Raw genomic sequence first — 24,290 nt, 5'->3', positions numbered from 1 at the left:
ACGCCATGCCGCTGTTCCGTGCGTATATGGCAGTCAGTGCCGATGGTTACATCGCGCGAACTGACGGCAGCGTCGACTGGCTGCACGACTACGATCCGGTAGACTTCGGCTATAACGATTTCTATGCCGGGCTTGGCCATATCGTGATGGGGCGCGCCAGCTACGAGCAGGCGCGCGGCTTCGGCCCTGACTGGCACTATGCCGGCAAGCCCTGCACGGTGGTCACTTCGCAGGCATTATCAGATTTGCCCGCCGGCGTGCGCACGCATCCGGCCGACTTCGCCGCCCTGGCGCAGGACCTGCGCCAGACCACGCAAGGCGATGTCTGGCTGTTCGGCGGCGCGCAGCTCTGGGCCGGTTTCCTGTCGGCCGGCGCTGTCGACCGCTTCGAGCTTTATGTCATCCCGACCCTGCTCGGCCAGGGCATGCCGCTGCTGCCCAAATCGCAGGACGTGCGTCTCGCCCTGCATGAGAGCGAGACGCTGACCCGTGGCGTGATGAAGCTGGTCTACAACGTGGTCTGACCTGATACCTGACTGGCCTGGTTCGGCATCAGCTTCTGCCCGAGCAGCACCAGAATCAGCAACAGGATGCCGACGCCGTCGCCGATCCAGCCCGGCACCAGCGTCATCGCCAGCGCACCGCCGATCAGCATGGCGCGCTCGTAACTGCGCAGGTGGAAGCGCAGGAAGCCGTGCAGGCCGGCGGCCAGCATGCCGATGCCGATGCAGGCCGAAACGGTGGCATGTGCAATTTCAGGCCAGTCGCCGATCATCAGCAGTGCCGGCTGGAACACGAACATGAAGGGCACGATGAAGCCGGCGGCGCCGATCTTCACCGCCGCCCAGCCCGATTTCCATAGATCGGCCTTGGCCAGACTGGCCGCAGCGTAGACCGCCAATGCCACCGGCGGCGTGATCGCCGACAGGATGGCGAAATAGAAGGCGAACATATGCGCGGCGGGTTCGATCACGCCCAGCTTCATGATCGCCGGCACCATCAGCGACACCATGACGATATAGGCCGGCGTGGTCGGCATGCCCATGCCGAGAATGATGCCAGCCACCGCGGTCAGCACCAGGGCCAGTATGAGGCTGCTCTGTGAGAGACCGATGATCCAGTTTGTGAAGCTGATGCCCAGGCCGGTCAGGGTGATCGAACCGATCACCAGGCCGGCACAGGCGCAGGCGAGCGCCACCGCCAGCGTGTTGCGCGCACCGTCTTCCAGTGCTTCCGGAACCAGGCCCCAATGCAGACCTTCCCGCGTGCTGGCGCGCAGCAACGCCACCGGGAAGCAGGCCAGCGTGCCGGCCAGCGCGCAATAGGGCGCCGAGTACCCCATCATCATGCCGCCGAGAATGATGGCGACAGGAATGAACAGGTGCCCGCGCTCCTTCAGCACAGTCAGCAGGCGCGGCACTTCATGCGCGGGCAGGCCGACCAGCCCCATCCGCTTGGCCTCGAAATGCACGGCACCAAAGCAGGCGACGTAATACAGGACGCTGGGGATCAGGGCCCAGGCGACAACCTGCAGATAGGGCACAGCCAGGAACTCCGCCATGACAAAGGCGGCTGCGCCCATGATCGGCGGCATGATCTGGCCACCGGTGGAAGCAACAGCTTCCACGCCGGCGGCAAAATGCTTGGTGAAGCCCGTGCGCTTCATCAGCGGAATGGTGATCGGGCCATCCACCATCACATTGGCGACGGCAGAGCCCGAGATCGTGCCGAACAGCGACGATGACACTACCGAAACCTTGCCTGGGCCGCCGGCCTGGCGGCCGGTCAGGGCAAGCGCGAAATCCATGAACAGCTTGCCGGTGCCGGTGCGCTCCATCACGCTGCCGAACACGACGAAGATGGTGACATAGGCCGCCGAGACGCCCAGCGTCGAGCCGAAGATGCCCTCGGTGGTCATGTAGAGCTGGTCAAGCAGGGTCATCGGATCGACCCGGGTCACTGCCAATGCCCAGCCCATGAAGAGTAGTGCCGTGATCGGCAGCGCCCAGCCAATCACGCGCCGCGTGGCATCCAGAACCACCACAATGATCGCGACGCTGGCCACGATATCCAGCGGTTTCAGATCGTCGATATAGATGATGCGGTTGATGAAGTAGTCGTAGTCGATGAACATATGGCCGAGCGCAAGCGCCGCACCGGCAACGAACAGAGCATCCAGCCAGATGAAGCGGCGACGGCCATCGCCGGTCGTCGCAAAGGGATACAGCAGGTAGATCAGCGCCAGGGCAAACGCCAGATGCGTACCACGGAAGATCAACGCCTGCGGCGGGCCCACGGCGATGACCCACATATGGTACAACGCCATTGCCACGCCGATGGGCATTGCGATCCGCCCGATCAGGGTCCTGCCGTCCATGTCACGCTCCCCCGTACTCTAAAAAACACCGGCGTCGCCCGCTTCTGCGGCAGACGACGCCGGCCAGTCGCCTCAACTGATCACGCTGGCGCTTACTTCAGAGCGCCGACTTCGCGGTAATACTTCGCCGCACCCGGATGGAAGGGCACGCCGATATCTTCGGCCATATCCTTCGGTGTCATCTTGGCCATCGCCTTGTTGATCGCCGCCATATCGGCGATCTGCGTCGCCATGGCCTTGGTCACGGCATAGACCTTGTCTTCCGGCAGCTTGCAGCTGGCGATGAAATGCGCCGAATAGGCGATCGCCGGCACATCCTTGTCCTGCTTCGGATAAGTGCCAGCCGGGATGGTGCCCTTCACGTAGCCAGCATTGATCTTCTTCATCGCCGCCACTTCGGCATCCGAGACCGGCACCATCGTGATGCCGCGCGAGGAGGCCAGATCCATCACCGACGAGGCCGGGATGGTGGTGCCGAGCGTGAAGACCTGGGCATGGCCGTCCTGCAGCAGGGCGGCGGCATCGTTGTACGACGCCATGAAGTTGACCTTGCCCATGTCGGTATAGGCCAGGCTGTTAGCCTTCAGGATATCGGCGGAGATCGCCTCGGCGGTATTGCCACGGGTCTGCACCGCGATTGTCTTGCCTTTCATATCCGCAACCTTACCGACCTTGGCATCGGCCAGTGCGACGATCTGGAAATACTGCGGATAGAGATTGGCGATCTGGCAGACGTTGGTCGCCTTCTTGTCGAAGGGCGCGCGGCCTTCGATGGCATCGACGGTGGAGGTGGAATTGCCGAAGCCGAAATCGGCCTTGCCTTCCTCGACACCCTTCACATTGGCGATGCCGGCGCCCGGCAGGGTCTGCACATTGGCGCCCGCCAGGGTTTTCTCGAACATGGCCTTCAGCGTGCCGCCCAGCGGCACCCAGACGCCGCCCTGCGGGCCGGTCATCAGCTTGTAGGTTTGCGCCTGCGCATCCGCGCCTGCAAAAGCCGCGACGCTGGCGGCGAGAATTCCGATACTGGCAATGGCGCGATAGCGCATGACGTTCCTCCCGTTAGGTTTTTATGGGAGGAAAGTCTGCGTATACGCCGCCGTCAGGTCAAGCAAAGATCAACCGAACAGGTCGGGTTGTTTCAGCGGTTGCTGCAGCGCGTCATGAGCTAGCAGTGTCCCGTCACCAAGGATATGCTTGACGATTGCACCGTTTTTCAGCAGCGCCGGCGTCACCAGATGTGTGCGATGGCACATGCGAGGATCTCGCTCTGCACACATGACCGCCGTGGATTGCGTCTCCGCCGCCTGCAGCAGGTCGGCAATGCCAGCGCTGAAAACCGGCTCGGGCGCGCGCGGTTTACCGCCGAGCGCCCGGCCGAACCAGCGATAACCGATCCCGGCATCCTGAAGACTGCGTGCCAATGCGTCGCGGTTGAATTGCGGTGCGAACCGCGAGGCCGGCGAAGACCGCACATCAGCCAGCAGGCGCACGCCATACGTCTGCAGCAGGCCAACGAACTGCTCTGCCGTCTGGTTGGAATGCCCGATGGTGAATATCGCCATCATGCTGCGGCCCAGGCCAGTTTCTGCGCATGGGCGCAGACATCGAGCGGCCAGGCGGCAGTCTGTTCGGCAAAGCGTACCTGGTCATTGGCGAACAGCGCGCGCGCCGCCTCCTCGAAGCCGGGAAGATTGCCAGCCAGCACGGAGAGGAAGCGATAGGCTGCTTCCTGCCGCAACCGGGCTTCCGTTCGTCCCTCATCCGCCCGGCGTGCCTGGTCGATCAGCCGGCGCAGCGCCTGGCTCGCCCCGCCCGGCTGCGCCGCCAGCCAGTCCCAGTGACGGGGCAACAGCGTCACCTCGCGCGCCACCACGCCAAGCCTGGGCCGGCCACGGCCGCGCACCGGCTGATCAATCTCGGCCGCCGGCTCCAGACGTGCGCGAATCTCCGTATCGCTGCCACGCAGATCGAGGTCGATCACCGCACCTGTGGCGTCATTGAAAACCAGCACCGGCAAGGTCGGGGCGGCAGTCAGCGCGCCCCTGACCGCCACGGCCACATCGGGTAGCGCGCCGGCAGCGAGGCGGTCCACGCCTGCAAAGGCAGTATAGAGGATCTGGTCGGCCATACCCTATATTTACCCGGATAAAATACTTGCGTCAATATCACCCGGATGATATTAGCTCCACCACCAAGGATAAATCCATGAAAACCGAAGACCGCAAGGCCGCGCTGGCCGCCTACAAGGAACGCAAGACCGCAGCTGGCATCTACGCCCTGCTCTGTCGCCCGACCGGCCAGCGCTGGGCCGGCCGCGCGCCGGACCTGAGCAAAATCCAGAATCGGGTCTGGTTCAGCCTGCGCCAGAACGGTCACACCCATCGCGATCTGCAGACGGCGTGGAATACCCACGGCCCGGAGGCTTTCCAGTTCGAGGAGCTGGAGCGGATCGAGGAGGAAGAGCTGAGCTATGTGCGCGAGCGGCTGCTGAAAGACCGCCTGCTCCACTGGTGCAGACAGCTGTCCGCGCAGGCCTTGTGACGAAAATCACAGTTACCTAGGGGTAACACTCGCAGGATGGACGGGTTTCGTGCGTCCTTATATATACGGCGCGACCCGGCAGGCCGCGGCCGCCGGTGGGGGACTGTCATGAAGCGTGTGGTGAAGATCGGTCTGTCCGTTGCGGTGCTGGTCGTACTGGCCGGCGGCGGACTCTATGCCCTAAAGGGCCGCCAGCCCGCCAAGGCGGTCGCCACGGCCGAGACCGCGAAATTCGACGGCATTGAATTCTCGCCCGCCGACCTGATCAAGGCCGTACGCGCCGATCTGCGCCAGGTGGTACGGCTGAGCGGCACGCTGCAGCCGCTGAACCAGAGCCAGGTGCGCTCCGATGTCGCCGCCGTCGTCACCGAGATTTCCGTGCGACGCGGTGAGCGCGTCAGGAAAGGCCAGTTGCTGGCCCGTCTCGATACTGCCGATGTTTCCGCACGCCTGCGCGAGCGTCAGAGCAATCTCGACAGCGCGCGCTCGGCGCTGAAACTTGCCGAAATCAATCGCGAGAAAGCCGTCACGCTGACCCAGCGCGGCGTCAAATCGCAGACTGCACTGGATGAGGCCGAGAATGCCTGGCGCACGGCCCGCGCCAATGTCTCGGCCATGGAGCAGCAGATCACCATGGCGCGCAAGGCCGTAAACGATGCCGCCATCTATGCGCCCATCGACGGCCTGGTGGCCGAACGCTTCATCAATCCGGGCGAACGCGTCGCGATCGATGCGCGTCTGTTCACCATCGCCGATCTCGACACGATCGAAGTGGAAACGCTGGTGCCGGCGCGCGACGTGCCGCAGCTGCGTGTGGGTCAGAAGGTGCTGCTGCATGTGGAAGGCTTTGCCGAACGCAGCTTCGACGGCACCATTGAACGCATCAACCCGACGGCGCAGAGCGGGTCGCGCTCGATTCCGGTGTATATCCTGCTGCAGAATCCGGAACACCTGCTGCGCGGCGGCATGTTCGGCACTGGCGAAGCCATCCTGGCTGAACAGCGCGGCGTGGTTGCCATCCCGGCTGAAGCGCTGCGCAACGAAACCGGCAGTCGTGCCGTCTATGTGCTGAACAACGGCAGACTGGAACGCCGCGCCGTGCAAGTGGCACTGGAAGGCAGCGTCGATGGCCGCGTCGGCATCGCCATCGGCGTGAATGACGGTGAAACTGTTATCGCCACGCCCGGCCTGCGGCTCAGCGACGGGCTGGCCGCGCGCATCGCCGGCCGCTGATCAGCAAGGGGAGCCTGCGCCATGTGGCTGACCCGCATCAGCGTCAACAATCCGGTCTTCGCCACCATGATGATGGCATCGCTGCTGGTGGTCGGCCTGTTCGCCTACTTCAAGCTGAGCGTCGAGCAGTTCCCCGATGTCGAGTTCCCGATCGTGGTGGTCAGCACCGCCTATCCGGGCGCCACGCCGGAAAGCGTGGAGAGCGAAGTCACCCGTCCGGTGGAAGATGCCGTCAACACGATCAGCGGCGTGCGGACCCTCACCTCGCGCTCACTGGAAGGCCGCTCCACCGTCATCATCGAATTCGAACTGACGGTGAATGCCATCGCCGCCGTGCAGGACGTGCGTGAAAAGATCGCCCAGGTGACGCCGCGCTTCCGCGACGAGGTCAAACAGCCGGAAATCAGCCGCTTCTCGCCTGACAACCAGCCAGTCGCCTCGATCACCGTACGCAGCGAGCGCCGCGATCTGCGCGAGCTGACCACCATGGCCGATCAGGTGATCCTGAAACGTCTGCAGACCGTGCGGGGCGTCGGCCAGGCCTATATCGTCGGCGGCCTGAAACGCCGCATCAACGTGCTGCCCAATCCTGAGAAGATGCAGGCCTATGGCGTGGGCATGGACCAGCTGGTCAACATCTTGAAAGCCGAGAACCAGCAGATCCCGCTCGGCACCCTGACCCGGCCGCAGACCGAGTTCGTCGTCCAGATCGAGGGCCGGGTGATCGATCCCCGTCGTCTGGGCGAACTGGTGGTGGCGCGTCGCGGCAACACCTCGGTCACGGTCGGCGACATCGCCACCGTGGAGGATGGCTCGGAGGAAAAGGAAGCCGTCGCGCTGTTCAATGGCGACCGCCAGCTGGCGATCAGCTTCGTCAAGGTGCAGGGCTCGAATACGCTTGAAGTGATCACCGGCTTGAAGCAGGCGGTGAAGGAACTGCAGCCCGACCTGCCCTCCGACGTCTCGCTGCAGTTCATGCGCGACGACAGCCGTGCGATCCTGTCCTCGGTGAATGGCGTGCAACGCACCCTGATCGAGGGTGCGATCCTCACCGTGATCATCGTCTTCCTGTTCCTGAATTCCTGGCGCAGCACGGTGATCACGGGCTTAACATTGCCGATTGCCGTGATCGGCACGCTGGCAGCAGTTCACGCGGCCGGATTCACACTGAACAAGCTGACCCTGATGGCGCTGTCGCTGGCCATCGGCATCCTGATCGACGACGCGATTGTTGTCCGGGAAAATATCACGCGCCACGTCGCGATGGGCAAAAGCCATCGCCAGGCCTCGCTGGACGGCACCAACGAGATCGGTCTGGCCGTGCTGGCCACCACTTTCTGCATTGTCGCCGTCTTCCTGCCGGTCGCCTTCATGGACGGCATCATCGGGCGCTTCTTCCTGCAGTTCGGCATCACCGTCACGGTGGCCGTGCTGATCTCACTGTTCGTGTCGTTCACGCTCGACCCGATGCTGTCCAGCGTCTGGCATGATCCGGACAGCCTGCCCAACGCCAAACGCGGGCCCGTCGGCCGCACGGTCGGTCTGGTCGACAAGGGCATGGAATGGCTCGGCCGCGTCTATCGCCGCGTCCTGGCCTGGAGCCTGCGGTTCCGCTGGCTGGTGCTGCTGATGGCGGTGCTGAGCTTCGTCGGCACCATCGGCATCCTGGCATCGGGCAAGATCGGCTCCGAATTCCTGCCTGAACCGGACCTGTCGGAAATCCTGGTTGAGGTCACCACGCCGTCCGGCTCCTCGATCGACTATACCGAGGCCAAGATCCGTCAGGTGCAGGACGCCCTGAAGGAATTCCCCGAAGTCGATTATTCCTTCGCTTCGATCAATGCCGGCGGTTTTTCGCGTCGCAATGTCGGCACGCTGTATGTGCGGTTCGTGCCGATTGGCGAGCGCAAGTATTCGCCGCAGCAGATGGCGGTGTTCTTCCGTGACCGCATCGGTCATATCGCCGGCATCGACAATATCAATATCGGCCAGGCCAACCTGGGCGGCGGCCTGAACAAGCCGATCATGATTGCGTTGAAAGGTCAGGACATCGCCCAGCTCGACAAGCTGTCGCAGGACGCCATGGAGATCATGCGCACCGTGCCCGGCGTGGTCGATCTGGAATCGAGCCTGAAGGCCAACAAGCCGACCGTGGCACTGGAGGTCGACCGCCAGCTCGCCGCCGATCTCGGCGTCAGCACCACCGCCATTGCCAACACGCTGCGGCCGCTGCTGGCCGGCGAAGAGGCCGGCACCTGGAAGGCGCCGGATTCCGAGGATTACGATGTGTTCGTGCGCCTGCCGCGCGACGATCGCACTGGCATGCCCGACCTGGAACGCATTTATGTGGCGTCCAACCAGATGAATGCCGAGGGCAATCCGAAAATGGTGGCGCTGGCGCAGGTGGTGAAGATTCAGCCCTCCACCGGCTCGACCCAGATCAACCGCCGTGATCTCGCCCGCGAAGTACTGCTGACCGCCACCACCGACGGGCGTCCCGTCGGTGAAGTCAGCCGCGCCATCCAAGCCAGGCTGGAACAGATGAAACTGCCGCCAGGTTACCGCTTCTGGTTCGGTGGCGCCTCGAAGGACATGAAGGAATCCGCGGGTTACGCTGCCGCAGCTTTGCTGCTGGCAGTGATCCTGATTTACCTGATCCTGGCCTCGCAATTCGCCAGCTTCCTGCAGCCCATCGCCATCATGGCCTCCCTGCCGCTGTCGCTGTTCGGCGTCGTGGTCGGGCTCTGGGCCTGGGGATCCACCTTCAGCATGTTTGCCGTGATCGGCTTCATCATGCTGATGGGCCTGGTGACCAAGAACGCCATCCTGCTGATCGACTTCGTCAACCATGCCCGGCGCGACGGCATGTCGCGCAGCGAGGCCATTCTGGAAGCCGGCGAGATCCGCCTGCGCCCGATCTTGATGACCACGCTCGCCATGATCTTCGGCATGCTGCCGCTGGCCATGGCAGTCGGCGAAGGCGCCAAGCAGACCGCGGGCATGGCCCATGCGGTGATCGGCGGCCTGATTTCGTCTACCCTGCTGACGCTGATCGTTACACCGGTGATCTTCACCTATCTGGATGATCTGGGCGTCTGGGCCAGCCGCAAACTGCGCGGTGCGTCGGCCCAAGCCCATGCTGAGCCGACGCCCCATGGTGAGCCCACGCTTCGTCAGCCGGGCGAATAGTTCCGCCATTCACGGCAATTTTCCGCAGTTTTTGTCTGATCCTTGTCACATTGCAGCTATGATCTGCGTTCTAGATTGAGCGCTATATAAGACTGACGAACAGCACAGCCGCCGCACCTGGAGGTTTCAATGTCGCAGATACTCACCGCCACCGCCAAATCCGATCTGGCCGGCGCGCAGTTCCAGGTACACAAGAACGACCTGAACAAGACCCGCTTCGCAGACGTCACCCTGCATGCCGACGACCTGCAGGCGGACCAAATTCTGGTCAAGGTCGACAGCTTCGCGTTGACCGCCAACAACATCACCTATGCCCAGCTGGGTGACATGATGTCCTACTGGGGCTTCTTTCCAACCGATGCCGACAAATGGGGCATCATCCCGGTCTGGGGCTTTGCCGATGTGATTGCCTCGCGCCATCCGACCATTGCAGTGGACGAACGCATTTTCGGCTATTTCCCGATGGCGACCCATCTGGTGATGACGCCTGGCAAACTCACCGACAGCAACTTCATCGAGGCCGCACCGCATCGCGCCAAACTGCCGCCGGCCTATAACAGCTACCTGCGCATCACCACCGACCCGGCCTTCTCGGAAGACTTCGAGGCTTACCAGGCGCTGCTGCGCCCGCTATTCATCACGTCATTTCTGCTCGACGACTTCCTGGTGGATGAGAAGTTCTTCGGCGCGCAGACTGTGATCCTGTCCAGCGCCTCGTCGAAAACTGCCTTCGGGCTGGCACGTCTGCTGCACCAGCATAAAGTGGCCACGGTGGTGGGCCTCACCTCGCCTTCCAATCGCGCCTTCGTCGAAGGTCTGGGCTGCTACGACCGCGTGGTGACCTATGACGAGATCGGCAAGCAGCCGGTGGAAGATGCCGTCTATGTCGATTTCGCCGGCAGCACTGAGGTGCGGCGCGCGATCCACACGCACTACGGTGACAGCCTGAAATACAGCTGCGCCGTCGGCCTGGCGCATGGCGAGATGAGCCCGCCGGGCAAGGGCCTGCCGGGGCCGAAGCCGATCTTCTTCTTCGCCCCGGACCGCATCGTGAAGCGCAGCAAAGACTGGGGCCGCGGTGGCGTGGAAACGCGTCTGAATTCTGCCTGGACCGACTTCGTGCCAGTGCTGCAGGGCTGGATCAAGGTGATCCGCGGCAATGGCCGCAGCGCCACCGAAGCGGCCTATCGCGCCTTGCTGTCCGGCGGCGTGGCCCCCAATGAAGGCCATGTCCTGAGCCTGTGGGACTAGACCTGTACGGCAATCCGGTTTCGCGACGCACCGTGCTGGCCGGATTGACCGGCACGGCGGCGATGGCAACCCTGCCGGCTTTTTGCCAGACAGCCGGCGTCACGCGCGAAATCCCCTCCAGCGGGGAAAAGCTGCCTGTCATAGGATTGGGCAGCTGGATCACCTTCAATGTCGGCAACGATCCGCGCGGCCGTGCCGCCAGCATTGCCGTGATGCGCGAGTTCTTCCGCGCCGGCGGACGCATGGTGGATTCCTCGCCGATGTACGGCTCGTCGCAGGGCGTGATCGGAGAAGGCCTCAAGTCGCTGGACGCGAAGCAACAAGTCTTCTCGGCGGAAAAGGTCTGGACCTCGTCGGGCCGCGGCGGCCCGCCGCAGATCGAGGCCACGCGCCAGCACTGGGGCGTGGAGAAGTTTGATCTGCTGCAGGTGCATAACCTGCTGGGCTGGGAGGCGCATCTCGACACATTGCGTGTGATGAAGGCCGAGGGCCGCGTGCGCTATATCGGGATCACGACTTCCGAAGGCCGCCGCCATGAGGAGATCGAGCGCATCATGCGCAGCCAGCCGATCGATTTCATCCAGGTCAGCTACAATGTGCTCGACCGCGAGATCGAACAGCGCATCCTGCCGCTGGCGCGCGAACGAAAGATCGGCGTGATCGTCAACCGGCCATTCCGCCAGGGCGACCTGATCCAGGCTGTCGAGCGTCATCCCCTGCCCGGCTGGGCCGCCGAGATCGGCGCTCAAAACTGGGCCCAGCTGCTGCTGAAATTCATCATCGCGCAGCCCGAAGTGACCTGCGTGATCCCGGCTACCACACGCACGCAGCATCTGGCCGAGAATATGGGCGCTGGCCATGGCACGCTGCCGGATGCAAATTTGCGCCGACGCATCGTCAGCCACGTTGAGGGCCTGTGATGTCAGAATGGTGGAGCTATCGCCTGTCGGATTTCCTGCTGTTCTCGCCCGCAACCTATTTCCGGCTGTTCGAACTGCATAACGAGACACTCTGGCCCTGGCAGGTCGCCGCCGTGATCGCCGGGATTGCCATGCTGGCGCTGACCGGCCAGCCGCTGGCGCTGCTGTTCGCCGGCGCCGCCTGGCTGCTGACGGCGTGGCTCTGGCAATACGAGCGTTATTTCACGATCAACTGGTCAGCAGAATGGCTCGCCTACGGCTTTGCCCTGCAGGGCCTGCTGTTGTGGTTTTTCGCCTTCGACCGCGAGTTGCGGCCCGCCGAGGGACGCAGCCGCGCCGCGGGTTTCATGCTGGTGGTCTGCGCGCTGTTCCTGCAGCCACTGCTGCCCTGGATGCTCGACAGGCCGTGGCAGCAGGGCGAGGTCTTTGCCCTGATGCCGGGGCCAACCGTGGTGGCCACACTCGGGCTTCTTCTGGCCTTGCGCGCGCACTGGCTGCTGCTGGTGCTGCCGCTGATATGGTGCGCCATTGATGGCGCCACGCTATGGACCATGAAGACGCCGACTTTCTGGCTGCTGCCAGTCGCCGGGCTGCTGACGCTGGTGCTACGCGCGCTGTCGACTAAGCCGCGCGGTTAGAGCGCAGCTTGTTCTGCAGCAGGGCAGCCAGCCGCTCGATGCCTTCGCGGATGCGCGCCGGTTCGCCCAGCGAGAAACTGAGCCGCGCCGTGTTGCGCTTCGCATCGGTGGCATAGAAGGCCGAACCGGGCACGAAGGCCACATGCGTATCCTTCACCGCTTCGGCCAGCAGTTCGGCGCCATCGATGCCCTCGGGAAATTCCAGCCAGATGAACATGCCGCCATCGGGGCGCGTGAAGCTCACTTCCTTGGGCAGGCAGCGCTCCAGTGCCTCCAGCATCACATCGCGGCGTTCCTTGTAGGCCTTGCGCAGCTTCTGCACCTGACCGGCATGCGACGCCTTGGCAATGTCGCAGGCGACCATCTGGTTGATCGTGCTGCAATGCAGGTCGGACGCCTGCTTAAGCAGTACCAGCTTGTTGATCAACGACGGATCGGCGTTGATCCAGCCGATGCGCAACGCCGGCGTCAGTACCTTCGACAGGCTGCCGATATAGACCACCAGCCGCCTGCCATCGCTATCCGGCCCGGCGAGATACCGCTGCTCGAGCGCGGCGAAGCTCGGGATGCGTTGATTCTCGTAGCGCAGCTCTTCGTAGGGCGAATCCTCCAGGATGGCGACGCCATACTGATGCGCCAGCTCGAGGATCGCCTCGCGGCGCGCCAGCGACGTGGTGATGCCGGCCGGATTGCAGAAGTCGGGCGTGAGATAGAAGAATTTCGGCTTCTGCTTGAAGGCAGCTTCCAGCTGGTCGAGCAGCACGCCTTCATTGTCCATCGGCACCGAGAGGAATTTCGGCTGGTAGGTGTTGAAGACCTGGATGGCGCCGAGATAGCTCGGTGAGGTCACCACGACGCTGTCGCCAGGATTGATCAGCGCGCGACCGAGGAAGTCGATGGCCTGCTGCGCACCCGAGGTGATCAGGATGCGCTCGATGCCAGTCTCGATGCCATGCGTCTTCAGATAGCCGGCGATCCATTCGCGCAACGGCACATAGCCCTCGCTGATCGAATACTGGAAGGCCTCTTTTGCCTGCGCCGGATCGGCCAACACGCGCTGATACGATGCGCCGATGGCCTCCAGCGGGAAAATCGCGGGGTCGGGAATGCCGCCGGCGAAGGAAATGATTTCCGGCCGGGCGATCAGCTTCAGCAGTTCGCGGATTTCAGAGGCGCGCAGTTCCTGCACGCCAAGGGACAGGCCGGGGAAAACGGATTCAGACATCGGATTTTCTCGGATTTCCTCAAAAGATTTTGCCCAGCATACCGGGGCCGGTCACGAGGGAAAAGTGCTATGCCAGCAGGCGAGCGAGCAACCCGTCCAGCACAGCGCGACCGTCGCGGGTGGCGGCGATCCGCACATTGTCCCGATACAATAGGCCGGCGCCCTCCAGCGGCGCGCTGCGCGCGCGCGGCACGAAAACATCGAGGTCGATGCCGGTGGTGGCGCGGAAATTCGCGGCATAGACACCCTCGGCCAGCCGCAGGCCCATCATCAGGGCTTCCTCGGCGCGCTCGGTCGACGCCACCGGCGTCTCGCTCTCGCGGCCGTGGCCCCCCAATGGACCTTGGGCTTCGACCTGTTCTAGCCAGACTTCCGGCTTGCGCCGGTTCTGCGTCGCCTGCCAGGCATCGCCCCGCAGGATGCGGCCATGCGCGCCGGGGCCGAGACCGAGATACCCTCCGCTGCGCCAGTAAATCAGATTGTGCCGGCTTTCACCGCCCGGCCTCGCATGGTTCGAGATTTCGTAAGCCGGTAGCCCGGCCTGATCGAGAATCTCCTGCGTCAGATCATAGAGCGCGGCCTGGTCGTCGGACGGCATCGGATGCAGCGCGCCCCGGGTGACGGCGCCGGCAAAGCCGGTGTTCGGCTCGATGGTCAGCGTGTAGAGCGACAGATGATCGCCGGCGAGCGCCAGCGCCTCGCGCAGTTCGGCACGCCATTGCTCGGCGCTCTGCTCCGGTCGGGCATAGATCAGGTCGAAGCTGTAGCGCGGCACAGCCTTGGCGGCAGCCGCGATGGCGGCGCGCGCCTCGCCAGCATCATGGGCACGGCCGAGGAATTTCAGCACATCGGCCTCGAAGCTCTGCACGCCGATCGACAGCCGGTTGATGCCGGCCTGCGCGAAGGCGGCAAACTTGCCGGCTTCAGCCGAATTAGGATTGGCTTCCAGCGTGATCTCGACATCGTCGCTGAAACGCCAGTATGTCCGCGCCGCCTCCAGAATCGCAGCGGCCGTATCGGGCGGCATCAGCGAGGGTGTGCCGCCGCCGAAGAAGACCGAGGTGACGGTTTCACCCCGTCCCACACCGGCCTCGGCATACTGCTTCATCTCACGCAGATAAGCGCGCTGCCAACGCGCGGCATCGACGCGCTCGCGCACGTGGCTGTTGAAGTCGCAGTAAGGGCATTTCGAGACGCAGAAGGGCCAGTGCACATAGAGGCCGAAGCCGCGTCGCGGAACCGCTTCGCTGTCAGCCAAAGCAGGCATCGATCAGTTGCCGGAAGGCCAGCGCACGATGGCTGATCGCATGCTTCTCGGCGGCCGGCATCTCGCCGAACGTGCGCATCTCGTTATTTTCCACCGGCTGGAACATCGGATCGTAGCCAAAACCGTGCAAACCACGCGGCGGCCAGACCAGTTTGCCCTGGATGATGCCCTCGAAGCTTTCGACATGGCCATCGGGCCAGGCGAGGCTGAGTGCGCAGACGAACTGCGCGCCAAAGGGCGGTTCGGCTCCCTTCTCTTCCACGGCGGTCCAGACCTTCTGCATCGCCTTGCCGAAGTCCTTCGACGGACCGGCCCAGCGCGCGGAGTATATTCCCGGCGCGCCATCGAGCGCATCGACGCTCATGCCGGAGTCATCCGCCAGAGCAGGCAGATTGGCGGTCTGCGCCGCCGCCAGCGCCTTCAGTTCGGCATTGGCGATAAAGGTCATCCCGGTTTCTTCCGGTTCGGGCAGGTCGAGTTCGCCAGCCGAAATCGCGCGCACCTTGAATGGCGCGATCAGGTCGCCGATCTCGCGCACCTTGCCGGCATTGTGGCTGGCAATGACCAGCGTGTCGCCGGTGAAGCGACGCCGCACCATCGTTACAGCCCTACCGCCTTGCGCTGCTCGATCATCAGTTCCTTCACGCCCAGCTTGGCGAGGCCTAGCATGGCGGCGAACTGTGCTTCCGAGAACGGCTCTTTCTCGGCAGTGCCCTGCACTTCGACGATGGCGCCGGTATCGGTCAGCACGAAATTGGCATCGGCCTGCGCCGTACTGTCTTCCGGATAATCGAGATCGAGCACGGCAACGCCATCGCACAGGCCGCAGCTGACCGCGCCGACCTGGCCGATCAGCGGAATCTTGGCAATGGCACCATCCTTCAGCAGTTTGGCAAAGGCGAGATGCAGCGCCACCCAGCTGCCGGTGATGGCGGCAGTGCGCGTGCCGCCGTCGGCCTGCAGCACATCGCAGTCGAGGCGGATCTGGCGCTCGCCAAAACCGGTGAGGTCCGTGACGGCGCGCAGGGAACGGCCGACCAGGCGCTGGATTTCCTGGGTGCGGCCCGACTGCTTGCCACGCGAGGCTTCGCGATCGGTGCGGGTATGAGTCGAGCGCGGCAGCATGCCGTATTCCGCTGTCACCCAGCCGCGGCCGGTGTTGCGCAGGAAGGGCGGCACCTTTTCCTCGACGGTTGCGGCGCAGAGCACATGGGTCTCGCCGAACTTGATCAGGCAGGAGCCCTCGGCATATTTGGCAAAACCCGGCTCAAGACGGATCGGGCGCAACTGGTCGGGTTTGCGGCCACTCGGGCGCATGGCTAATCCTCGCGAATAAGTCTGAAAAGCAGCGGCTTTTCTAGTTGAAAACCGGATACCCCACAAGACACGCGCTTGACTGGCACCGGCGATGGAATACACCGGCAGGATACCCCAAGGTGAATGACCGGACCAGCAACCGGCCGCCTGCGGGTGGGGGTCCCATGCGCCGTCCGCTTCGCCTTCTCACTGCCCTTTGTCTTGCCACGCCAGCTGCGTTTGCCGGCGAGGACGAGCGCGAAAAGCCCGGACAACGCCTGAACTTCGGCGACCTGGAGCTTGGCCTGACGCTGGATGCCGGACTTGGCCTGTTCGGCGTGACCAATGCACAGAATGGTTTGGGCAGTCTTTCCTCCCATGGCGTGCGCCAGGGCGGCCGCCGTTGGGCCGAGGGTTACGTCGCGCCCGGCCTGGAGGCCGAGTATCAACTGAACAACAGCACGCTGTATGGCGGCCTGCGCGCAGCCGCCAGCATCACCCGCGGCGATGGCGAGGCGCAGCGCAATGCCGTCACCGACATGCGTCCCGAGTCGCTCTCCCTGAGCGAGGCCTATCTCGGCTGGAAATCCGGACAGAGTTTTGCAGCATTCGGCGAAGACGCCATCGACGCCTCTGTCGGCCGGCAGGGTTTCCTGATCGGCGACGGATTCCTGATCGCCGACGGCACGCTGGACAGCTTCCGCCGCAACAATTATGTGGTCGGCCCGCGCGAAGCCTTCGACCGCACCGCCATCCTGCGCCTGAATACCGCGCCGGTGCGCGCCGACCTGTTCCGCCTTGAAAGCAATACCGACCAGCATTTCATGCGTGGCAAGGACAGCGCCGCCACCGCACTGCATGGCGCCAATGTCGAATGGTTTACCTCTGCCTCGCAGGATGAAGGCCGCCGTGAATATGAGGCGCGCCAGTGGTATCTCGGCGCCACCGTACTGACCATCACCGACGCCGACGAAGACATCAGCCCGGCGCGTGACGGCATGAATGTCTATGCAGTCCGCAGCGGTGGTGCTTTGCTCAGCGCGTGGGGCGACGGGTGGCAGGATGCCGCGCTCTACAGCGAGTTTGCCCGCCAGCGCAACGACACGGCCGGCCGGCAGCTGCGCGCCGAAGCCTGGTATGTCGAGCCGCAATACACCTTCTCTGCCCTGCCCTGGCAGCCGCGCCTCTCCTACCGCTACATGCATTTCAGCGGCGACAGCAACACCGGCGACAGCATCAGCCGCGGCTGGGACCCGCTGTTCACGGCAGGCGGGCCGCGCGGCTACGGCAGCTGGGATCTCGGGGAAATCTATGCCCGCTACGTTGGCAGCAATTCAAACCTGAACAGCCATATGGTGCATCTGAAGCTGCAGCCTGAGGCAGACCTCACCCTGGGTGCCGTTTTCTATCGCCACAGCTACGACAAGCCTGATACCGCCAATGGCGTGACCTCGGATCGCCTGCAGGACGAAGTGAACGTCTATGCCGTGTGGGCCACGCCGCTACCGGGGCTGGAGATTGCCGCCGTGCTGGGGGCGGCGCGCGCCGGTCGTGGCCTGCGCCAGTCGCTTGGCACGGATGACGCCACCGACAAAACCACCTGGCTCGGCCAGATGGTCTTCAGCTACAGCTACTGATCAGGCGACCGACGCGGCTGGCGCCTGCGGGAATCGCTCGATCATCGCGCGGGCGATTTCGCGCTCGCCCATGATCACCGTCGTGGCCCCGTGAGTCATCAGATGGTCGACCTCGGCATCGGCATGAGCACGGGCAATGATCTCAAGTCCTAGATTGGCCTTGCGTGCGAGATCAAGAATAACACCGGCCTCGAACACATTTGGTATCGCGATGATCAGCTGACGCGCCTCGCCCGGCTTCGCCGCAGCCAGCACGCCGCCATGGGTCGCGTTGCCGGCAATCACCTCGATACCCTGGCTGCGCAATTCGGCAACACGCTTGTCGACATCCTCGATGACCAGGAATGGCATGCCGCGCTCGCGCAGAGCCGCGCCGACCAGGCTGCCGACCCTGCCATAGCCGACCAGCACGACATGGCCTGTCAGCGTCGTGGGCTGCGGAATGACTTCATTGTCGGGCACTGCAGCGCTGACCGAAGCCTCGGGTGTCGGGATCGTCGGCCCCGATGAGATGCCTCGCCTCTTGTCGAAGTGCCGTTCGAACCAGGGCCTGGCCCGGTCGGCGCCGATGAATACGAGTGGATTGAGCATGATCGACAGGATTGCGCCGGCCAGGACCAGGTCGCGGCCCTCGGCCGGCAACAGTTTCAGGTCTGTGCCGAGCGCCACCAGAATGAAAGAGAACTCGCCAATCTGCGCCAGCGATGCCGAAATCAGCAGCGCAGTGCCCACCGGATGGCGGAACAGCAATACGATCACGAAGGCGGCGAGCGACTTGCCGATCACGATGATGAAGAGAGTGGCAAAAACCGGCAGCGGATTTTCGATGATGATTCGCGGATCGACCAGCATGCCGACCGAAACGAAGAACAGCACGGCAAAAGCATCTCGCAACGGAAGAGTCTCGTTGGCAGCTTCATGGCTCAGCGCTGACTCGCTCATGATCATGCCGGCAAAGAAGGCACCGAGCGCGAAGGAAACGCCGAACAGCTTGGCCGCGCCAAAGGCAACGCCCAGTGCAATCGCCAGCACCGCAAGACGGAAGAGTTCGCGGGAGCCGGTATGAACGACGTAATGCAGAATCCAGGGAATCAGCCGGCGGCCGACCACCAGCATCAGCACCACGAAGGCAACCACCTTACCGAGCGTCAGGCCCAGCGCCATGAGAATGTCCTGGGTCGGCATGCTGGCCTTGCCGGATTCGCTGGCGCCATCCCCCATGATACCGGCCAGGGCCGGCAACAGCACCAGCGCCAGCACCATGGCCAGATCCTCGACGATCAGCCAGCCGACCGCGATGCGACCGCGTTCAGTCTCGATGAGCCGCCGCTCCTGCATGGCGCGCAGCAGCACAACGGTCGATGCAACAGACAGCGCGAGACCGAAGACCAGGCCGGCAGCGATCGACCAGCCCAACCACCAGGACAGACCCATGCCCAGAATGGTGGCGAGCGCGATCTGCGCCACGGCGCCGGGGATGGCGATGGCCTTCACCGACATCAGGTCTTTCAGTGAGAAATGCAAGCCGACGCCAAACATCAGCAGGATGACGCCGATTTCAGCCAGTTCATTGGCCAGATTCTGGTCGCCGACAAAGCCCGGCGTGAACGGACCGACCAGCACGCCCGCCAGCAGATAGCCCACCAGAGGCGAGATTCGCAGACGATTGGCAATGGCACCAAAGGCGAAAGCGAGCACGAGCCCCATGACAATCATGGCAATCAGCGGCGTGTGATGCGGCATCCCGGCGGGGTCTCCCCTAGAATAAAATTATCGTATCCTCGATAAATAGGGCGCGACGTCCAGCGACGCAACTGAACGCAGATGCATTTATGGCGATCTTCTGCGATTCCGGGAGAACATCGCGGAACATCGGAACCGAGCCCCGCTCATGCCATGCGGCGATGCACAACCTCGAAGTTCTCATCGACCTGCGGCGCCGTGAAATACGCGGTGATCGCATCGTATTCGGCATCGCTGGCGGCGAAGTCATGCATACCGGCCGCATTGCGTTGTCGCAGGCGCGCGCGGCAGACCTCGTCGGGGACGTCGAGCCAGTAGAGCCGGTGTTTCGCCCCGGTCCGGTCGATGATGCCGCGCATCCAGGCGCGATTGGCCCGCGTATTGGCCGGAAAATCCAGCACCACCGACAGGCCGGCCCGCAGCAGGCTTTCGACATGCGGCGTGACGGCCTCGCGCAGCCGGGCAGCACAGCGCACATAATCCGCCACGGTCAGGATCTCGCCGGGATAGAGCTGCGCCAGCCAGGCATCCTCGGCGAGCGTGACGGTACCCGGCGCGGCACCCAGCTCGGCTGAGAGCGTGGATTTGCCGGCCGCGATCTTGCCGCAGACGAGATGAAGGGTCGGCTCGATCACCGAAACGCCTCCTCGCGGTAGCGCCGCGCCGCATCGGCCAGCGTCAGCTCCTCCTGCCGGCCATCGCGGCGGCGGAAGGTGAGCGTGCCGCGCTCCATCTCGCGCTCGCCGGCAATCCCCAGCAGCGGCAGGCCCTGTTCATGCGCCTCGGCGATCTTGCGACCGATCCGCTCGGGCCGGCCGTCGACGGCAACGCGGTAGCCTTCACGGCCCAACGCGGCCGCCGCCTTGCGGGCATAGGCCTCCTGCGCGCTGGTCACGCTCGCCACCGTGATCTGTTCCGGTGCCAGCCAGAGCGGCAGCTGGCCCTTGTGATGCTCCAGCAGCATGCCGATGAAGCGCTCCATGCTGCCCAGCACGGCATGATGGATCATCACCGGCCGCTGGCGGCTGCCGTCGCTGGCCACGTAATCGGCGCCCAGCCGTTCGGGCAGCACGAAATCCAGCTGAATCGTGCCGCATTGCCAGGCCCGGCCATGGCTGTCGCGCAGATGGAATTCCAGCTTCGGGCCGTAGAAGGCACCATCGCCGCTCTTGATGCCGAAATCGATCCCGGCGCGGCGCGCCGCCATCGCCAGCGCCGCCTCCGCGCGATCCCAGGTCGCATCGTCGCCAGCGCGCTTCGCCGGCCGCGTGGAGAAGAACACCAGCGGTGCGCCGAAGCCGAAATCGCTGTAGATGCTGCGCAGCAGCTCACAGAAGCGCTGCACCTCTCCTTCGACCTGGGCCTCCGTGCAGAAGATGTGCGCATCATCCTGCGTGAAGCTCTTGGTACGCATCAGGCCCTGCAGCGCGCCCGAAGGTTCGTCGCGATGGCAGGCACCGAATTCGCAGTAGCGCAGCGGCAGGTCATGCACCGAGCGCAGCGACTTCGAATAGACCTGCACATGGCAGGGGCAGCTCATCGGCTTGAGCGCAAAGCTGCGGTTGCCGCCCGACGAGCGGCTGTCGAGCCGGTACATCTCGTTGGCGAACTTGTCGGCATGGCCGCTCTGTTCCCACAGGCTGTAGGACAGCAGCTGCGGCGTGCGGATTTCCGCGAAGCCGACCTCGCGCATGCGACGGCGCACGTAATCCTCGATCACGCGGTACAGTGCAAAGCCGCGCGGATGCCAGAAGACCATGCCCGGCCCTTCCTCCTGCTGGTGGAAGAGATCCAGCCGCGTGCCCAGCACGCGATGGTCGTAAACATCCGTATCCATGTTGAATCTGGGACTGAAACTGTTCATGTCGCTCTCCGGTCTGCGAAGCGACCGGCGATGAACGAAGCCCCGGAAACACCAAGGCCCCGTCCGTCGCCGGCGGGGCCTCTGGGTGTTCTGCTTTGCGTTTATCCGATCACGCGCAACGACCCAGGGCACCGCCGACGGCGGTAACCTTAATGGTAGCTACGGTGAGAATAATGCTCTGCATGGTGACGCGGACGGTAAGGGCAGATCGTCCATCGGTCAACCGGAATTTTTATGCCGCCTCTTCCGCCCTTCGCGTGTGGAAGAACGCCGCCGCGGCTTTCGGCAGTTTCTTCAGCGTCAGACTGTCTTCGTCCAGCACGCGCCAGACCGGCGTGATATCGCCCTTTGCGGCGCCAGCCTGCCGCGCTTCCCAGGCGGCTTCGGCCACGATGCGCAGGATGAAACCCATGGTGATCGGGCAGGTCACCTCGGTGTGGTATTTGCGCGCCAGCCGCGCCCGCAATTCCCGCGTATCCAGCAGCCGCCCCTCCGGCAGGCGGCGGATGAAAGCGTCCACGATCCGCGCCGAGGGCACCAGCATCATCTGGCCCTTCTTCATGCCGGCGATATTGATCGGCACGACCTTCACCTGATGCTGCTTGCCGTCACGCAGCTTGTCAGCCCAGCTGGTGCCGGCTTTCATAGCGGTGGCGGTTTGAAGCCGCCGAAAGCCTGGGCAACCAGATCGGCGAAGGCGATGGTCGTGCGGTCCTCCAGGAAAGGCCCTATGGCCTGCGCACCGACCGGCAGGCCCTGCGCGCTGATCCCGACTGGAAACGCCGTCGATGGCAAGCCAGACAGGGTGGCGAGGCTGGACCACAGCGGCAGGTCGCCATAGGGCATGGCGCGGCCATCGACCATCACGGTGCGTTCCGCCACAGGGCGATGATCATGCGCCAATGCCGGCGTCGGCATCACCGGGCAGACCAGAATGTCCCAGTCGCGGAAAAAGCGGCGCCAGCGATCAAGGACGCCGGTGCGGATGAAATCGGCCTGCACCCAGTCGCGATGGCTCATGACCAGCCCGCGCTGCACCAGACTGCGCAGATCGTCAGTCTCCGCCGGCAGGGCGGCTGCACGGCCGGTGGCCGCATCGTAATCGGCGGACGGCATGTTGCTGCCGATAAAGGCCATCAACGCCTGCAGATACATGCGACCGATCAGCGCGAGATCGGGCACAACATCGCTGCTGCGCCCGACCTTGCAGCCCGCAGCAGCCAGTCGCTCGGCCAGATCGTTCAGCGGCGCGCGCACCGAGGCGTCTGTCGGGGTCAGCGGATGCTGGTCGATCACCAGGACGCGGTAGTCCTTCAGCGAGGCATGACGCGGTACCGGCAATTGCAGCTGCCAGGCCGTGCCCTCGTGGTCATCAGGTCCGGCCAGAACATCGAGCCCGAGCATCAGGTCCTGCGCCGAACGCGCCATCGGACCGCAGGTGGCGAGATCGAGCCGTGGCGCCAGCGACAGCACCGGCACGCCCGGAGGGGTCTGGCCGCGCCGGGGAATAATGTCGCTGCTGGGCTTATGCGCATAGATACCGCAGAAATGAGCCGGCACTCGCAGGGAGCCCGCCAGATCAGAGCCCAGTTCGAGCGAGACGAAACCGGCGGCCAACGCCGCTGCCGATCCGCCCGACGACCCGCCGGGCGTATGCGCCGCGCTCCACGGATTGTTGCTGGTGCCATAGACATCGTTGAAGGACTGCCAGTCGGCCAGCAGGTAGGAAATATTCGTCTTGCCGAGCACAACCGCGCCGGCCGCCTTCAGCCGCGCCACGGTCACGGCATCCTGTGTCACAGGAATCTTTTCGGTTTTCGGAATACCCCAAGTGGTGGGCAGGCCGGCGACGTTGAAGCTTTCCTTCACCGTGACCGGCAGGCCGAGCAGCGCCGCCGTCTCCTGACCCTTCGCCAGCGCCGCATCGGCAGCTTTCGCCGCTGCGCGCCCACGTTCAAAATCACGCACGACCACGGCATTCAGCGCGCCGTCGCCGGCCTCGATGGCGGCAATCGCGGCGTCCGTCAGCTCGACCGAGGAAACCTGCCGGGACCGCAAGGCGGCGACCAGCTCTGTAGCAGTGCGGAATTCAGCAGACATGGATGCATCCTCGTGCTGACGAGCAGTGCGGCATCCCATTTTAAATGGGACCCCGGGTCAAGCCCGGAGCGGCCAGCTTAAATTACTTCAGGGGCAAACAGATATCGGTGAGCAATTCGCTGGGCGCGACTTCACGCGGATTGTTCAGGTAATCCTCGAAACAGGGCGCATCGGCAGCTTCGCGGCCCGACTGCACCAGCCATTCGCCATAGAGCCAGTCATAGGCCGGCCGCATGTCGGTATACGGCCCCTTGTGGCGCAGCACGGCATAGTCGCCGCCGCGCAGCTCGGCGCGCTCCAGCGGCGGCGCCACGGGAAAATCATCGTCAGGCAGCAGGATGCCGGCGGCAGACCGCAACTCGGCTTCAGGCACCGACGTCGGATCGGAATAATAGATGCCCTTCATGCACAGGCCCGGCCGCAGCAGCCCGCGCGCACCGAGCGTGCCGAACAGCGTCTCGAAGGCCTTGCCGATCTCCATATACGAGCCGCGATGCGGCACCACGGCCATTTTCGCAGCCGGAACATGGCGGATGGTCACTTCGGGCATGGCGGCGCCCTCCTTTGCATTTTGCGTCGATTTGAAATGCGCGTGGCTGCCGGCCTTGCGATAGTCGCTCGGCGTCATGCCATAGGAGTCCTTGAAGCCGCGGCTGAAGGCGGCGAGGCTGCCATAGCCGGCGCGCGAGCCGATCGCCTCCAGCGGCATCTCGCTGTGCGCCAGATCGGCAGCGGCACGCTGCAGCCGCAGGCGCTTGACGGTGTTGACGACAGACTCGCCGTAGACCGCCTGCCAGGTGCGGTGCCAATGATACGGCGACAATGCGGCCACCTCGGCCAGCGTGTTAAGATCAGGTGACTCGTCCAGATGGGCATAGATATATTCAATCACGCGCGTGAAACGGCGCAGGTAACTCGCCTGGCTGGCGGAATCGGTGCTGCTGATATCGGTCATTTCGGGTCGCGATACTGTCTGTTTCTGACACAGAGAAAGCTAGCATGGGCC

Annotated in this window: 22 protein-coding genes; 8 read left to right on the top strand and 14 right to left on the bottom strand. The window is 64.0% G+C overall.

The window, feature by feature from the left end; translation table 11 throughout:
- The first annotated feature begins 5 nt into the window (after window positions 1–5).
- The gene (locus FNB15_RS11600; RefSeq protein ID WP_144068852.1) at window positions 6–524 is read left to right on the top strand and encodes a dihydrofolate reductase family protein; all 519 of its coding nucleotides are present in this window, start codon (window positions 6–8) and stop codon (window positions 522–524) included.
- Here FNB15_RS11600 and FNB15_RS11595 read toward each other — a convergent pair.
- From FNB15_RS11595 to FNB15_RS11580, 4 genes are all read right to left on the bottom strand, one after another.
- Window positions 509–2,377: a TRAP transporter permease gene (locus FNB15_RS11595; protein WP_144068851.1), complete on the bottom strand. Its 1,869-nt coding sequence runs from the start codon at window positions 2,375–2,377 to the stop codon at window positions 509–511. The genes FNB15_RS11600 and FNB15_RS11595 overlap by 16 nt on opposite strands.
- 92 nt (window positions 2,378–2,469) lie before the next feature.
- The gene (locus FNB15_RS11590; RefSeq protein WP_144068850.1) at window positions 2,470–3,426 is read right to left on the bottom strand and encodes a TAXI family TRAP transporter solute-binding subunit; all 957 of its coding nucleotides are present in this window, start codon (window positions 3,424–3,426) and stop codon (window positions 2,470–2,472) included.
- 69 nt (window positions 3,427–3,495) lie between these two features.
- Window positions 3,496–3,945, bottom strand: a complete 450-nt coding sequence (locus FNB15_RS11585) for a DUF488 domain-containing protein (RefSeq protein WP_144068849.1) — start codon at window positions 3,943–3,945, stop codon at window positions 3,496–3,498.
- The gene (locus FNB15_RS11580; protein ID WP_144068848.1) at window positions 3,942–4,508 is read right to left on the bottom strand and encodes a DUF2239 family protein; all 567 of its coding nucleotides are present in this window, start codon (window positions 4,506–4,508) and stop codon (window positions 3,942–3,944) included. The genes FNB15_RS11585 and FNB15_RS11580 overlap by 4 nt, the downstream gene beginning before the upstream one ends.
- A 77-nt stretch (window positions 4,509–4,585) precedes the next feature.
- On the opposite strand from FNB15_RS11580, the gene FNB15_RS11575 reads away from it, so the two are divergent.
- The 6 genes from FNB15_RS11575 to FNB15_RS11550 all read left to right on the top strand — a co-directional run bounded on the left by FNB15_RS11575 (window position 4,586) and on the right by FNB15_RS11550 (window position 12,152).
- The gene (locus tag FNB15_RS11575) at window positions 4,586–4,921 is read left to right on the top strand and encodes a GIY-YIG nuclease family protein (RefSeq protein ID WP_144068847.1); all 336 of its coding nucleotides are present in this window, start codon (window positions 4,586–4,588) and stop codon (window positions 4,919–4,921) included.
- 108 nt (window positions 4,922–5,029) lie between these two features.
- Window positions 5,030–6,154 (top strand): efflux RND transporter periplasmic adaptor subunit, encoded by a 1,125-nt coding sequence (locus FNB15_RS11570; protein WP_185973529.1) that lies wholly within the window; start codon window positions 5,030–5,032, stop codon window positions 6,152–6,154.
- Window positions 6,155–6,175: 21 nt separating this feature from the next.
- Window positions 6,176–9,343: an efflux RND transporter permease subunit gene (locus FNB15_RS11565; protein WP_144068845.1), complete on the top strand. Its 3,168-nt coding sequence runs from the start codon at window positions 6,176–6,178 to the stop codon at window positions 9,341–9,343.
- A 129-nt stretch (window positions 9,344–9,472) separates the two neighbouring features.
- Window positions 9,473–10,594, top strand: a complete 1,122-nt coding sequence (locus FNB15_RS11560) for a DUF2855 family protein (RefSeq protein ID WP_144068844.1) — start codon at window positions 9,473–9,475, stop codon at window positions 10,592–10,594.
- Window positions 10,585–11,514, top strand: coding sequence for an aldo/keto reductase (locus FNB15_RS11555; RefSeq protein ID WP_246068666.1), 930 nt, complete (start codon window positions 10,585–10,587; stop codon window positions 11,512–11,514). The genes FNB15_RS11560 and FNB15_RS11555 overlap by 10 nt, the downstream gene beginning before the upstream one ends.
- Window positions 11,514–12,152: a DUF6064 family protein gene (locus FNB15_RS11550; RefSeq protein WP_144068843.1), complete on the top strand. Its 639-nt coding sequence runs from the start codon at window positions 11,514–11,516 to the stop codon at window positions 12,150–12,152. The genes FNB15_RS11555 and FNB15_RS11550 overlap by 1 nt, the downstream gene beginning before the upstream one ends.
- Here the strand turns inward: FNB15_RS11550 and FNB15_RS11545 are convergent.
- The 4 genes from FNB15_RS11545 to rph all read right to left on the bottom strand — a co-directional run bounded on the left by FNB15_RS11545 (window position 12,136) and on the right by rph (window position 15,961).
- Complete coding sequence (locus FNB15_RS11545) at window positions 12,136–13,377, bottom strand: aminotransferase-like domain-containing protein (protein ID WP_144068842.1); 1,242 nt, start codon at window positions 13,375–13,377, stop codon at window positions 12,136–12,138. The two genes, FNB15_RS11550 and FNB15_RS11545, sit on opposite strands and share 17 nt — an antisense overlap.
- 67 nt (window positions 13,378–13,444) lie before the next feature.
- Window positions 13,445–14,644, bottom strand: a complete 1,200-nt coding sequence (gene hemW, locus FNB15_RS11540; RefSeq protein ID WP_144068841.1) for a radical SAM family heme chaperone HemW — start codon at window positions 14,642–14,644, stop codon at window positions 13,445–13,447.
- The gene (rdgB, locus tag FNB15_RS11535; RefSeq protein ID WP_144068840.1) at window positions 14,628–15,242 is read right to left on the bottom strand and encodes an RdgB/HAM1 family non-canonical purine NTP pyrophosphatase; all 615 of its coding nucleotides are present in this window, start codon (window positions 15,240–15,242) and stop codon (window positions 14,628–14,630) included. Before rdgB ends, hemW begins: the two co-directional genes overlap by 17 nt.
- Before the next feature lie 2 nt (window positions 15,243–15,244).
- Window positions 15,245–15,961: a ribonuclease PH gene (gene rph, locus FNB15_RS11530; protein WP_144068839.1), complete on the bottom strand. Its 717-nt coding sequence runs from the start codon at window positions 15,959–15,961 to the stop codon at window positions 15,245–15,247.
- A 164-nt stretch (window positions 15,962–16,125) separates the two neighbouring features.
- On the opposite strand from rph, the gene FNB15_RS11525 reads away from it, so the two are divergent.
- Window positions 16,126–17,577, top strand: a complete 1,452-nt coding sequence (locus tag FNB15_RS11525; protein ID WP_144068838.1) for an alginate export family protein — start codon at window positions 16,126–16,128, stop codon at window positions 17,575–17,577.
- On the opposite strand, the gene ybaL is transcribed toward FNB15_RS11525, so the two are convergent.
- From ybaL to FNB15_RS11495, 6 genes are all read right to left on the bottom strand, one after another.
- The gene (gene ybaL, locus FNB15_RS11520) at window positions 17,578–19,320 is read right to left on the bottom strand and encodes a YbaL family putative K(+) efflux transporter (RefSeq protein ID WP_144068837.1); all 1,743 of its coding nucleotides are present in this window, start codon (window positions 19,318–19,320) and stop codon (window positions 17,578–17,580) included.
- A 146-nt stretch (window positions 19,321–19,466) separates the two neighbouring features.
- Window positions 19,467–19,955 (bottom strand): P-loop nucleotide/nucleoside kinase family protein, encoded by a 489-nt coding sequence (locus FNB15_RS11515; protein ID WP_144068836.1) that lies wholly within the window; start codon window positions 19,953–19,955, stop codon window positions 19,467–19,469.
- Complete coding sequence (gene thrS, locus FNB15_RS11510; protein ID WP_221932638.1) at window positions 19,952–21,184, bottom strand: threonine--tRNA ligase; 1,233 nt, start codon at window positions 21,182–21,184, stop codon at window positions 19,952–19,954. The genes FNB15_RS11515 and thrS overlap by 4 nt, the downstream gene beginning before the upstream one ends.
- Window positions 21,185–21,416: 232 nt before the next feature.
- Window positions 21,417–21,830 carry a hypothetical protein gene (locus FNB15_RS11505; protein ID WP_144068835.1) on the bottom strand — a complete coding sequence of 138 codons (414 nt, stop codon included), beginning with the start codon at window positions 21,828–21,830 and terminating at the stop codon, window positions 21,417–21,419.
- A complete protein-coding gene (locus FNB15_RS11500) occupies window positions 21,827–23,284 on the bottom strand; it encodes an amidase (protein WP_144068834.1) in 1,458 nt (485 codons plus the stop codon). The genes FNB15_RS11505 and FNB15_RS11500 overlap by 4 nt, the downstream gene beginning before the upstream one ends.
- Window positions 23,285–23,366: 82 nt before the next feature.
- On the bottom strand, window positions 23,367–24,239 hold the full coding sequence (locus tag FNB15_RS11495) for an AraC family transcriptional regulator (protein ID WP_144068833.1): 873 nt from the start codon (window positions 24,237–24,239) through the stop codon (window positions 23,367–23,369).
- Window positions 24,240–24,290: the final 51 nt, after the last annotated feature.

The sequence above is a fragment of the Ferrovibrio terrae genome (assembly GCF_007197755.1).
Lineage (GTDB): Bacteria > Pseudomonadota > Alphaproteobacteria > Ferrovibrionales > Ferrovibrionaceae > Ferrovibrio > Ferrovibrio terrae.
The sequence above is the reverse complement of the archived record's forward strand: the minus strand, read 5'-3'. Positions and strand labels throughout refer to the sequence as shown.

Excerpts from the sequence above, each read along its gene's own strand:
- FNB15_RS11525 (WP_144068838.1), top strand. The coding sequence starts at position 16,126 with ATGCGCCGTCCGCTTCGCCTTCTCACTGCCCTTTGTCTTGCCACGCCA.
- FNB15_RS11590 (WP_144068850.1), bottom strand. The coding sequence starts at position 3,426 with ATGCGCTATCGCGCCATTGCCAGTATCGGAATTCTCGCCGCCAGCGTC.
- rph (WP_144068839.1), bottom strand. The coding sequence starts at position 15,961 with ATGCGCCCGAGTGGCCGCAAACCCGACCAGTTGCGCCCGATCCGTCTT.
- FNB15_RS11560 (WP_144068844.1), top strand. The coding sequence starts at position 9,473 with ATGTCGCAGATACTCACCGCCACCGCCAAATCCGATCTGGCCGGCGCG.
- FNB15_RS11545 (WP_144068842.1), bottom strand. The coding sequence starts at position 13,377 with ATGTCTGAATCCGTTTTCCCCGGCCTGTCCCTTGGCGTGCAGGAACTG.
- ybaL (WP_144068837.1), bottom strand. The coding sequence starts at position 19,320 with ATGCCGCATCACACGCCGCTGATTGCCATGATTGTCATGGGGCTCGTG.
- FNB15_RS11565 (WP_144068845.1), top strand. The coding sequence starts at position 6,176 with ATGTGGCTGACCCGCATCAGCGTCAACAATCCGGTCTTCGCCACCATG.
- FNB15_RS11580 (WP_144068848.1), bottom strand. The coding sequence starts at position 4,508 with ATGGCCGACCAGATCCTCTATACTGCCTTTGCAGGCGTGGACCGCCTC.
- FNB15_RS11585 (WP_144068849.1), bottom strand. The coding sequence starts at position 3,945 with ATGATGGCGATATTCACCATCGGGCATTCCAACCAGACGGCAGAGCAG.
- FNB15_RS11600 (WP_144068852.1), top strand. The coding sequence starts at position 6 with ATGCCGCTGTTCCGTGCGTATATGGCAGTCAGTGCCGATGGTTACATC.
- FNB15_RS11575 (WP_144068847.1), top strand. The coding sequence starts at position 4,586 with ATGAAAACCGAAGACCGCAAGGCCGCGCTGGCCGCCTACAAGGAACGC.
- thrS (WP_221932638.1), bottom strand. The coding sequence starts at position 21,184 with ATGAACAGTTTCAGTCCCAGATTCAACATGGATACGGATGTTTACGAC.
- FNB15_RS11595 (WP_144068851.1), bottom strand. The coding sequence starts at position 2,377 with ATGGACGGCAGGACCCTGATCGGGCGGATCGCAATGCCCATCGGCGTG.
- hemW (WP_144068841.1), bottom strand. The coding sequence starts at position 14,644 with ATGCCTGCTTTGGCTGACAGCGAAGCGGTTCCGCGACGCGGCTTCGGC.
- FNB15_RS11505 (WP_144068835.1), bottom strand. The coding sequence starts at position 21,830 with ATGAAAGCCGGCACCAGCTGGGCTGACAAGCTGCGTGACGGCAAGCAG.
- FNB15_RS11495 (WP_144068833.1), bottom strand. The coding sequence starts at position 24,239 with ATGACCGATATCAGCAGCACCGATTCCGCCAGCCAGGCGAGTTACCTG.
- FNB15_RS11550 (WP_144068843.1), top strand. The coding sequence starts at position 11,514 with ATGTCAGAATGGTGGAGCTATCGCCTGTCGGATTTCCTGCTGTTCTCG.
- FNB15_RS11500 (WP_144068834.1), bottom strand. The coding sequence starts at position 23,284 with ATGTCTGCTGAATTCCGCACTGCTACAGAGCTGGTCGCCGCCTTGCGG.
- FNB15_RS11570 (WP_185973529.1), top strand. The coding sequence starts at position 5,030 with ATGAAGCGTGTGGTGAAGATCGGTCTGTCCGTTGCGGTGCTGGTCGTA.
- rdgB (WP_144068840.1), bottom strand. The coding sequence starts at position 15,242 with ATGGTGCGGCGTCGCTTCACCGGCGACACGCTGGTCATTGCCAGCCAC.